The sequence below is a fragment of the Enterococcus sp. LJL51 genome, assembly GCF_054871795.1.
The window spans coordinates 25595-36901 of the sequence record NZ_JBTXLW010000008.1 but is presented as its reverse complement, the minus strand read 5'-3'; the positions used below and the strand labels follow the sequence as shown (position 1 = coordinate 36901).

General features: G+C 40.4%; 13 protein-coding genes. All 13 read right to left on the bottom strand.

Annotated elements, in window-relative coordinates; translation table 11 throughout:
* Window positions 1–81: 81 nt before the first annotated feature.
* A complete protein-coding gene (locus tag ACYSNQ_RS09640; protein WP_426082837.1) occupies window positions 82–1260 on the bottom strand; it encodes an AI-2E family transporter in 1179 nt (392 codons plus the stop codon).
* A gap of 13 nt (window positions 1261–1273) precedes the next feature.
* Window positions 1274–1627, bottom strand: a complete 354-nt coding sequence (locus ACYSNQ_RS09635) for a PTS glucitol/sorbitol transporter subunit IIA (protein ID WP_426082835.1) — start codon at window positions 1625–1627, stop codon at window positions 1274–1276.
* Between the two features lie 359 nt (window positions 1628–1986).
* A complete protein-coding gene (locus ACYSNQ_RS09630; protein WP_426082833.1) occupies window positions 1987–2163 on the bottom strand; it encodes a DNA-directed RNA polymerase subunit beta in 177 nt (58 codons plus the stop codon).
* 16 nt (window positions 2164–2179) lie between these two features.
* Window positions 2180–3478 (bottom strand): UDP-N-acetylglucosamine 1-carboxyvinyltransferase, encoded by a 1299-nt coding sequence (gene murA, locus ACYSNQ_RS09625; RefSeq protein ID WP_426082832.1) that lies wholly within the window; start codon window positions 3476–3478, stop codon window positions 2180–2182.
* Window positions 3479–3581: 103 nt separating this feature from the next.
* Window positions 3582–3818: a DUF1146 family protein gene (locus ACYSNQ_RS09620; protein WP_426082830.1), complete on the bottom strand. Its 237-nt coding sequence runs from the start codon at window positions 3816–3818 to the stop codon at window positions 3582–3584.
* 419 nt (window positions 3819–4237) lie between these two features.
* Window positions 4238–4660 (bottom strand): F0F1 ATP synthase subunit epsilon, encoded by a 423-nt coding sequence (locus ACYSNQ_RS09615; protein ID WP_426082828.1) that lies wholly within the window; start codon window positions 4658–4660, stop codon window positions 4238–4240.
* A gap of 12 nt (window positions 4661–4672) precedes the next feature.
* Window positions 4673–6079 carry a F0F1 ATP synthase subunit beta gene (gene atpD / locus ACYSNQ_RS09610; RefSeq protein WP_426082826.1) on the bottom strand — a complete coding sequence of 469 codons (1407 nt, stop codon included), beginning with the start codon at window positions 6077–6079 and terminating at the stop codon, window positions 4673–4675.
* Between the two features lie 64 nt (window positions 6080–6143).
* A complete protein-coding gene (locus ACYSNQ_RS09605; RefSeq protein ID WP_426082824.1) occupies window positions 6144–7058 on the bottom strand; it encodes a F0F1 ATP synthase subunit gamma in 915 nt (304 codons plus the stop codon).
* A 14-nt stretch (window positions 7059–7072) separates the two neighbouring features.
* Window positions 7073–8632 carry a F0F1 ATP synthase subunit alpha gene (atpA, locus tag ACYSNQ_RS09600; protein WP_426082822.1) on the bottom strand — a complete coding sequence of 520 codons (1560 nt, stop codon included), beginning with the start codon at window positions 8630–8632 and terminating at the stop codon, window positions 7073–7075.
* A 28-nt stretch (window positions 8633–8660) separates the two neighbouring features.
* The gene (gene atpH, locus ACYSNQ_RS09595; RefSeq protein ID WP_426082840.1) at window positions 8661–9203 is read right to left on the bottom strand and encodes an ATP synthase F1 subunit delta; all 543 of its coding nucleotides are present in this window, start codon (window positions 9201–9203) and stop codon (window positions 8661–8663) included.
* Window positions 9190–9717 (bottom strand): F0F1 ATP synthase subunit B, encoded by a 528-nt coding sequence (gene atpF, locus ACYSNQ_RS09590; RefSeq protein WP_426082821.1) that lies wholly within the window; start codon window positions 9715–9717, stop codon window positions 9190–9192. The genes atpH and atpF overlap by 14 nt, the downstream gene beginning before the upstream one ends.
* Before the next feature lie 220 nt (window positions 9718–9937).
* Window positions 9938–10150: a F0F1 ATP synthase subunit C gene (atpE, locus tag ACYSNQ_RS09585; RefSeq protein ID WP_426082839.1), complete on the bottom strand. Its 213-nt coding sequence runs from the start codon at window positions 10148–10150 to the stop codon at window positions 9938–9940.
* A gap of 51 nt (window positions 10151–10201) precedes the next feature.
* The gene (gene atpB / locus ACYSNQ_RS09580; RefSeq protein WP_426082820.1) at window positions 10202–10918 is read right to left on the bottom strand and encodes a F0F1 ATP synthase subunit A; all 717 of its coding nucleotides are present in this window, start codon (window positions 10916–10918) and stop codon (window positions 10202–10204) included.
* Between the last annotated feature and the right edge of the window lie 389 nt (window positions 10919–11307).

Here is an 11307-nt window from a genome sequence, read left to right as displayed (position 1 = left end):
CGGCGCGGGAAACGCCACACACAACAACCCCCCCCCCCCCCCCCCCCCCCTCCCCCCCCCCCCCCCCCCCCCCCCACTTTTTTATGTTTCATTATCAACTTTTTCGTCATCTTCATCGTAATATAAAGTAGAAACCTCTTTATACCATTCAAAAATATTTGTAATCACTACTTTTGCAGCGGCGTAGATAGGAATCCCCAGTATTACACCAGCGATTCCAAATAATTTTCCGGAAGTTAACAACACCAGCAAAATCGTCACCGGATGAACATCCAGCTGACTTCCCAGTACTAGAGGTGATACGACACGTCCTTCAATGGTTTGCTCAATAATAAAGACAATCAATACCTGAATTAAGAGGACCGGTCCGCCGACAATTCCTAGAAAAACAGCAGGAACCATTGCCAGAAATGACCCTAGATAAGGAATCAAATTCAAGAAACCGGCGATAATGCCTAAAGTAACAGAATAATCTAGTCCGATAATAGAAAAACCAATAATGAACATTACAGCTACTGCAAAGGCTACAGTCAGCTGTCCTCTGATATAAGAAGACACCTGTGCATTCATTTCAGATAAAACCTGCAATGTTGGCTGACGCATTTTATTCGGTAAAAACTTGATATAGAACGGTGCTAGTCTTTTTCCATCTTTTAACAAGTAGAACAGGATAAACGGCATCGTTATCACAGCTACAACAATCGATGCTACTGCCCCAAAGAAGCTGCCCAGACCTTGAACAGTGGATGTGGATAAGTTCTTAATAATTTCTCCCAAAGAGCTAGTCAAACGCTCGCCCATATCTTCCAGAGGTTCCCGCAGCTGCCCAAACAACGGATCACTGAGAATTTCCTGTGTTTTACTATCTATTGTTTCAACATACTTAGGAAAATTATTGCCAAAGCTAAGTATCTGACTGCGAATCTCAGGCACAATCACAACGATTCCCCAAACGATTAATGCAACTACAATTACAAATAAGCCAATAATACTCCAAGCTCTCGGAACTTTTTTCTTTTCAAGAAAATCTACAATAGGATTCAACAAATAATAGAAGATTCCCGCCATAATAATCGGCAGCCCTACTACACCAATAAACTGCCAGACTGGCGTAAATAAATGAGATACCTTGGTGAAAACAAAAATAATTAATAGAACTAGTAGTACAATCAGTAATGCCGTAACAACCTGATTATTTAAAAACCAGCGCCAAAACCAAGATAAGCGGCTTTCTGATTTTTCTTTTTGATCATTTGACATTCAACCACTCCCTTCAGCTCATGTATTCAATGATGGAACCTACATTGATTTCCGGAAATTTATTTGGCGATAGATAGATGCCGTTTACCACTGCATCTTCCGCAGGAACGCTGTCAAAAATTAGTGTTACGTGTGATATGCTGTTGAGGTTTGCATTGGCAAAAGAGCCCACATGCTCAACAGTATAAACAAGCTCATCAATTTTCAGTTGATTTCCTTTTTTTATTGCCAGCTCCTGCTGTTCTTCAAATTTCTGGATTACAGAATACTCTCTAAGATTCTCTGTAGCTCCTTCTCCGAAAAGAATGATCATTGGTTCCTTCCCATCAAGTGCGTGATCGCCTATCGCAGTTACAATCGATTTCATCAATACTCTCTCCCTTTAGTGTTTATATATGTAGTTTAATTCTAATGCCTTCTATCATATTCTTCTTCGATTTTCAGAAGATTTAGAAAAAAATTTAGAATCAAATGCTGTGTTATAGGATTTCTTTATAAAAAATAAGGTATTTTTCTATAAGCAATACTCCGAGCATCCTATTACTCACAGCTTAAATTTTAATACTTTATAAGTCGCAGACTATTCTTTAATAGACTCCTTTAATTATAACATAGAAACCATTTTTTCTTTGTGTATTTCCCTTTAAAAAGGGCATCCGTTTCTAAAGCTTCAAACAAATAAAAACTAAAAAGCCGGGAAAGAGTTGCCTCTTTCCCGGCTTTGAATTATTTCAGAAAATCAAAGATATGAGTCCATACTTCCTTATTAAAAACATCTTTCGGATCGCCGCCGCCCACAATACCGTAACCAATCATCGTGCCGGTAACAAATAGAATGACGACAAGTGAAATCACCACTAGTATTTTCAATAAAGTGACTATGATATAACGTGTCGAACTCATAAATAACTACTCCTTTTTAACGAACTACTGATGCTTCTTTGACTTCAGCAGTCTCTCCATTCACTCGTTCCACTTTTGCACCAAGCTTTTGAAGCTTTTTGTGGAATTCATAATATCCTCTGTCTAAATACTCCAGATGAGAAACGCGGGTAATTCCGTCAGCACGTAATCCCAAAAGAATTAACGCTGCCGCCGCTCTCAAATCGGTTGCATTGACGGCAGCTCCTTGAAGCTTTCTACCGCCATTGATGATTGCCACGTTGCCGTCAATCTGTACATCTGCATTCATATGCATCATTTCTTCCAAATGCTGGAAGCGATTTTCAAAGACAGTCTCAGTCACTACGCTCGATCCTTTTGCCAACACCTGCATAGCAGTTACTTGTGCCTGCATATCTGTCGGGAAGCCTGGATGAGGCAATGTTTTGATGTCTGTCGGTTTTATTTCTTTCGGACCGATAACTCGGATGCCGTCTTCTTCTTCACGAACAATTGCACCCATTTCAGTCAATTTAGAAATCAACGGACGATTATGCTCAATAATTGCTTCTTCAATCATAACATTACCTTCAGTCATTGCTGCTGCAACCATGAAAGTACCTGCTTCGATACGGTCCTGAACAACAGAGTGTTCTACGCCGTGCAGCTTGTCTACACCTTCAATACGCATCATTTCAGTTCCGGCGCCATAAACATGTGCGCCCATTTTATTCAATACGTTAGCTAAATCAACGATTTCAGGTTCTCTTGCCACATTTTCAATAACTGTTGTGCCTTTTGCACGGACAGCAGCCATCATAATGTTTTGTGTAGCACCTACACTAGGAAAATCAAGATAAATTGTATTTCCTTTTAATTCATCAGCAAAAGCTTCGATATAACCATTTTTCTGAACAATCTTAGCACCTAATGCCTGAAATCCTTTTAGATGAAGGTCTATCGGCCGCTTGCCGATTGCACATCCGCCCGGCATAGCTACTTTAGCATGACCATTGCGGGCTAATAATGGCCCCATCACAACAATAGAAGCTCTCATTTGTCCAACAAATTCATAGTCTGCTTCAATTCCCAGCGGTTTTGTCGCATCAATATATACTTCGTTTTGTTCTTGGTTAAAGTTTATGTCTACGTTTAAGTGTTCAATTACCTTATTCATTGTAAAAACATCTGAAAGAATCGGCACATTTTTAATTTTAGTGGTTCCTTCTTCTGCTAAGAGTGTTGCTGCAAGAATAGGCAAAACTGCATTTTTTGCCCCTTCGATTTTTACATTACCTTTTAATTGGTTACCGCCATGAACAACGATCTGTTCCATTTCGTTCCCTCCAAAAATAAGAATAGGTTCTTCCTACCCAAAATCTTCCTCATTATAACACTATTCTTTGCAAATTTGTACATTTTCTTCTTATTTTACTTATTCAAGATAAGAATGACATAAAAATATTACGGCATAACGCGATGAATTCCAGAAAAAAAGAGCTCGCAGTATAGCCTATTACAACTGAAAATAAGATTAATAACACCCTTATCTGCCGGACATGCTGCTGCTTGAAAAACTGATCGATTCTGACCGCCTGCACTGTCCAAAAACTCAGATAGATAAATAGTACATGGGAAATAATTCGAATCAATGCATCTACTCCGTAAAACTCCATGTTTAACTCCTTTTATTATTCCTTCTAAAAATAAACATTCAGAGAGAATAAAAACTTACTTAAAATTCAAATCCTACAAAAATAAAAGCTGTTTAATCTCACTCGCTTATGCTGCATAAATAGTTTGGCAATAAAGCAATTCGCAGGATTTATCTAATAGTTTATCACAAAACAAACAAAATTTATAAAAATAGTGTTTATTTTATAGTTTCGCGTATTTTATTTTAAATCAAAAAACACTCGATTCAGCAATTCTTAAGATTCTTACTATCAATTTTTGCTGAAAACTTAATTTTTCTATGTACAAATAAAAACCGGGTGACTGCCCTCCTTTTCAACAGCTTATTAAGCTGTTGAAAAGAGAAGTACATGCAGAGTCTAAATCACTCTTTATCACCCGGTTTACCGCATTTTACTAATTAGTGATGTTTCGACACATTGATGCGGTTGATTGCTCGGTGAAGCGCTACATTCGCACGTTTCAGTTCATCAATGTTGTCTTTTTCTTTTGCTTCCTGAATCATTTTCTCTGCGCGCAGTTTTGCACGTTCGGCTCTGGATACGTCAATGTCCCGTTCTCTTTCTGCACTATCGGCAATAATCGAAACTACGTTATCACGTACCTCCATAATTCCGCCGTTCACCGCAATCCAATCCACATGGGTGTCTGCATCTGTCCGCTTCACCCGAACCTCGTCAATCGCCAGAGGGACGATAATCGGTGCATGCTTCGGCAAGATTCCGATTTCACCGTCTGTTGTTCTGGCAACAACAATCGTTGCACGGTGATCGTAAACCAGACCGTCCGGGGTCATTACATTAACAGTTAATGCCTCTTCCATTATGCAGACCTCCTAGTAGTTCAATGTTTTCGATTTTTCGATGACCTCTTCGATTCGTCCAACACTTCTAAACGCTTCTTCAGGTAAATCATCATATTTTCCTTCAAGAATATCTTTAAAACCTTTTACAGTTTCAGAAACAGGCACATAGGAACCGGGCTGACCAGTAAACTGTTCTGCCACGTGGAAGTTCTGAGAAAGGAAGAACTGAATCCGGCGTGCTCTGCCGACCAGAACCTTCTCTTTGTCGGAAAGCTCATCCATACCGAGTATAGCAATGATGTCCTGCAGTTCACGGTAACGCTGGAGTACGTGCTGTACCTCAGTAGCAACTTCGTAATGCTCTTCTCCAACAATCTCAGGAGCCAAAGCACTTGACGAAGAAGCCAGCGGATCAACCGCGGGATAAATTCCCTGTTCAGTCAAACGACGTTCCAAATTGGTTGTTGCATCCAAATGGGCGAAAGCAGTTGCTGGTGCCGGGTCAGTGTAGTCATCGGCTGGTACATAGATTGCCTGAATAGATGTAATAGACCCTTTCTTAGTGGATGTAATCCGTTCCTGCAGCTGACCCATTTCTGTTGCTAAGGTCGGCTGATAGCCCACGGCAGAAGGCATACGTCCAAGCAAAGCGGATACTTCCGAACCTGCTTGAGTAAAGCGGAAAATATTATCAATAAATAACAGAACGTCCTGTCCTTCAACATCACGGAAATACTCTGCAATTGTCAATCCTGTTAATGCAACACGCATACGGGCGCCTGGCGGCTCATTCATCTGACCAAACACCATAGCTGTTTTTTCAATAACACCAGAGTCCTTCATTTCATAATAAAGGTCGTTCCCTTCACGGGTACGTTCTCCAACACCAGTAAATACGGAAATTCCGCCATGCTCCTGAGCGATATTATGAATAAGTTCTTGAATTAAAACCGTTTTACCAACACCAGCACCCCCAAATAGGCCAACTTTCCCGCCTTTTAAGTAAGGAGCAAGTAAATCGATAACCTTAATTCCTGTTTCAAGAATTTCAGTGCTCGTGCTTAACTCATCAAAGGTTGGTGCTTTTTTATGGATACCGCTGCGTGCAGCATCCTCTGGAAACGGTGCTTCCAAATCAATCGTATCTCCTAAAACGTTGAAAACCCGTCCCAAGGTTTCTTTCCCAACCGGTACGGAAATGGGTTTTCCTGTATCAATAACTTCCATTCCTCTTTGGAGACCATCTGTTGATTCCATTGCGATAGAGCGAATAACTCCATCCCCAAGCTCCAAGGCTACTTCAAGCACAACTTTCTGTTTGTTTTCGCCATTTTTATACACGACTAATGCATTATTTATATCAGGCAGCGGCTGATCTAAAGAAAACTCAACATCAACAACTGGGCCGATTACTTCAATAATTTTACCTGAACTCATGTTTCTTCCTCCAGTCTTACTAAGTTTCACAGTCTATCTTCAATCATTGAATACAAAACTGGATTTATTCTAACGCAGCAGCTCCAGCTACAATCTCTGTGATTTCCTGCGTAATCGCTCCCTGACGAGCACGGTTATAAGAAATCGTTAAATCTCCAATAATGGTCTGAGCGTTGTCGGTCGCAGTCTTCATTGCTGTCATCCCTGCTGCATGTTCAGCAGTTTTCGCATCAATAATCGCTCCGTAAATCAGACTATCCGCATATTGAGGCAGTAAATGATCCAAGATGGCTTCTTTTGAAGGCTCTAAAATATACTCCTGTTCATAAGAAGCATCTTCATCCGGATCCAAATCAGAAATCGGCAGCATTTTTTCTACTCGAAACTGGCTTGTCAATGAATTGATATGGTGGTTGTAACAAACATATAATTCGTCAAAGACTTCACTGTCATACATTGATGTTGCTGCAGAAACGATTTTCCGTACTTCGTCAAAAGAAGGCTGATCAGTCAGACCTCTTAACTCGTAGGCAATATTAAAGCCTCTCGTTTTAAAAAAGTCTGCTCCTACTCCTCCGATTGCAATTAACACATACTCGTCTTGATTGTCATGATCATCCTGCAGCATAGTCATCGTTTGCTTCAAAATGGAGCTGTTGTAGCCGCCAACCAAGCCTTTATCTGAAGTTATCACAATGTATCCTGTTCGCTTCACAGGTCTGCTGGCCAGCATCGCATGAAATTCATTCAACTCAGGATAGCTGGGATCATCACTTAGTTCTTCCAGATCATTCAGCTGAGAGGCAACAAGGTGAGTTACAATCGAACGGATTTTCGCCGCGTATTCCTGAAAATTCTTTGAAGCAGCTTCTGACTTTGTCAGTTTCGCTGCAGATACCATCTGCATTGCTTTCGTAATCTGACTCGTCTTTTTAGTTGAAGCAATTCGCTGCTTTATTTCATTCAATGAAGCACCCATTTCCATTCACCTCTCTAAGCTTTAGACATTTTTTCCTTCAAGTCATCAACAGCAGATTTCTCTGAAATAGCCGATGCATTAAATACTTCTTTAAATTCATCAATTACTGTTTTCAACATTTCTTCATCCGGCAAATCCTTCGTAGTCCGAATCGTTTCAAAAATATCAGCATGCTTGCCTTCAATATAGTCAAACAGTTCTTCTTCAAAATCGAGAATGCGGTCAACACTGATGCTATCCAGCAGTCCTCGAGTCAGTGCAAATAAAATGACTACTTGTTTTTCTACCGGCAGCGGCATGTGCAGTTTTTGTTTTAGTATTTCAACTGTACGTCGTCCGCGGTTTAGTTTTGCCTGTGTGGCTGCATCCAAATCAGAGCCAAACTGAGTAAATGCTTCCAGTTCCCGATAACTTGCCAAGTCCAGACGAAGTGTTCCGGCAACCTTCTTCATAGCTTTAATTTGGGCAGAGCCCCCAACACGTGATACTGACAACCCAGCGTCTACCGCCGGACGGATTCCTGAGTAGAATAAATCATTTTCAAGGAAAATTTGACCATCTGTGATGGAAATCACGTTTGTTGGAATATAAGCAGAAATATCACCAGCTTGTGTTTCAACAAACGGCAAAGCTGTCATTGAACCGCCGCCCATTTCATCACTTAGCTTAGCTGCTCTTTCCAACAGACGAGAATGCAGATAGAAAACATCGCCGGGATATGCTTCCCGACCTGGCGGTCTACGTAAAAGCAATGAAAGTTCCCGGTAAGCTACCGCTTGTTTGGACAAGTCATCGTAAATGATCAGTACATGTTTTCCGTTGTACATAAATTCTTCACCCATTGCCGCTCCAGCATAAGGAGCAATGTAAAGCATTGGCGCCGGTTGAGAAGCACTTGCAGTTACAACGATTGTATAGTCCAATGCACCTAATTTACGTAGTGTTTCTACCTGTGTCCGAACAGTTGATTCTTTTTGCCCGATAGCAACATAGATACAGATAACATCTTGACCCTTTTGGTTGATAATTGTGTCGATTGCGATTGATGTTTTACCCGTTTTACGGTCACCAATAATCAATTCACGCTGTCCTCTTCCAATTGGTACTAATGCATCAATCGCTTTCAGACCTGTCTGCATCGGCTCATTTACTGATTTACGCTGCATAACGCCTGGCGCAGCAGCCTCAACGGGACGTTTTTTATCTGTTTTAATTTCACCAAGACCGTCAACGGGTTGTCCCAGCGGGTTTACAACACGGCCGATCAAAGCTTCTCCTACAGGCACTTCCATTATTTTTCCTGTACGCTTGATTTTGTCCCCTTCACGGATGGATTCAAAATCACCTAAAATAATAATACCAACATCGTTTGATTCCAAATTCTGCGCCATTCCGTAAGCGCCGTTGGAGAATTCCAACAGCTCTCCGCTCATTGCATTTTCCAGACCATGGGCGCGGGCGATCCCATCCCCTACATAGGTTACAGTTCCCACTTCCTCAACAGCTAGTTCCTGCTGATAATGCTCGATTTGTTCTTTAATTAAAGCACTGATTTCTTCTGCTTTGATGGACATTTGCGTCACCTCTTTATTCTACTAAAGTCTATCTCAACAATCGTTCTTCTATATTCTTCAACTGTTTTTTGATACTTCCGTCAATCACCTTGTGATTTGCTTCAATTACTGCCCCGCCTAAAATTTTAGGTTCAATCAGGTTAATAAAATTGGCTTTTTCGTATCCCAACAATCCTGCTGCTTTTGCTTCAATCTGCTGATGCTGCTCTTTCGTCAGCGGCACAGCGGTCACAACCGTGCCCAAGACCAAACTTTGCAGATCGTCATATCTTCTTTCATATTCATCAATCATTAACAGCATTTCACTCATCCGGCTGTAGCTATGTACTACATGGAGAAAATTTTCCACCGTACCTGAAAAGCCTTTAATCAATTGATCCATAATTTCATCTTTTTCATATGGCTCCAATCGAGCATCGCTTAGAATATCGCCAATCCCCGGAACCAGATGATAGACCTCCCGCAGCTTTAACAGCTGTTGATAAACATCAGCGGCTTCCTGCTTCTCCAGCGCCAGCTCAAACAAAGCTTTGCCGTAGCGTTTACCAACCATATATTTATCTAGTTTCATCAATTTTACCTAATCCATCAATATAAGAATCAATCAGCGACTCATGCGCCTCTGTTGTTAATTCCTTATTAAGGATTTTCCCTGCAATCTGGATGGACAAGGCTGCCACATCCTCTTTCACTGCTGCCATTGCTTTATCATGTTCCTGAGCGATATCACTGACTGCTTTTTCCTTCAGCCGGGTTACCTCTTCAGTCGTTTCAGCTAAAGCTTTCTTGCGGTTTTCTTCTCCGCTATCTTTGGCATCCTTTATGATTTCCGCTGCTTCTGATTTTGAAGCAAGCAGTTTTTGCTGGCGTTCTTTTTCCATTTGCGCCGCTGATAGACGTGACTGCTCAGCGGAATCTAAATCATTTGCGATTTTATCTTCACGTTGTTTCAGTACATCTGTGATGGCACCCCACGCAAATTTTTTGATTAAGAGCATCAAAATCAAAAAGGCGCCGGTCACTACGATGATTGTTCCCAGTGTTGTACTGGGTGCTGCCTCCCCTAAAACCAGGTTCTTAAGCATGAAGTTTCGCCGTCCTTTCCTGCATTCTCTCTAAAGACAGACACAAAAGCATTCTTTCATTCTTATTTAAGTCGACCTGAGTGAATAACATCCCTCTCAGATACTTTAAAAGTTCATCCAAATCTTATCTGTGTTGTCTTAACTTCGGCTATTTACATAACTATACAGAAGAAAGCAGTGACGATCGGTTTGCCCAACAACGTCCTGCTTCCAAAGTAAATTATCTCAGCACCAACAATAATGCAATAACTACACCTAGAATAGGAACCGCTTCAATCAAGGCTACCCCGATAAACATCGTTGTTCTTAATTGACCAGACATTTCAGGCTGGCGTGTCATTGATTCAATCGTTTTAGAAATAACCTTTCCGTTACCATAAGCTGCTCCAATTGCTGCTCCAAATACTGCGATCGCTGCTGCGATATAATTCAATCCGTCCATTTTTTATTCCTCCTAAGAACTTTGATAATAGATTATTGTTAATTATTCTTCCACTTCAACTTTATGAGCCATGTAAACCATAGATAAAGTCACAAAAATGAAAGCTTGAATCCCACCGATAAATAATGAGAAGGCCACCCAGATCATTTCCAGCGGAATCGCCAGTGGAATAACCCATAAACCTACTCCTGAGACAAGACTTGCAATTAGTCCCAACAGAACTTCACCAGCGTAGATATTTCCGTATAAACGCAAAGCCAGTGTAAGCAGATTCGTAAACTCTTCCATAAACTTGATTGGCATCAAAAAGGCCACAGGCTTCAGGAAACTATTTTTAAAGTACCCTTTAAATCCAAAACGGCTGATACTGAATACATGGGTCAGAACAATCATGATTAATGCCAGCGTCAATGTCACCATTGGATCAGCGGTTGGACTCTTCCAGTAGGAATGTTCGCCAACTGCAATCTTCGTGACTAAGCCAATAGTATTTGCAACTAATATGAATAAGAACAGAGTGAAAGATAATAAATGAAAATTCGTAACTTCTTTACTAGGCATATTGTCAGTAATAATTCCGCGAACAAAATCAATAATCCACTCAATTACATTCTGTTTTCCTTTCGGTTTCATCTGCAAATTTCTTGTGCAAAAATAAACAACGGCAAAAACGATCACACTAGTCAGCAAAACCATCGTACAGATAGTCGCATCAAACCATATCGGACCGATATTGAAGAGCGGTGTTTTCTCTTCCATTTTTTTCACCTCTTTTCTGCTCAACTGCTTGATATTTTCTTAAAGTTATTTTCAACCACAACGTATAATACCACCATCGATACCGAATTTCAAAAGTTTTTCATGAAAATTCGACATTTTTTCTAATGTGACTAAAAAAACATGTCATTTTCCTTTCATAATTCTGCTTAAACAGTGGAAAAAAGCTGCAATTGTTTTTTATCAAAAACGATGGAAGCCATCAGTTTTCTTTCACTCTAACAAATTTTACGCGGAAGATAAAGAAAAGAACTTAAATATGCGAAAAAGAATATATAACAAATTAAAAACCATTTTCAGCATTTCACTTTTCTTTATCCTTATGAAAATCCTATGAAAAACTATTGGTTGTCCTGATAATTTTTCCAAGC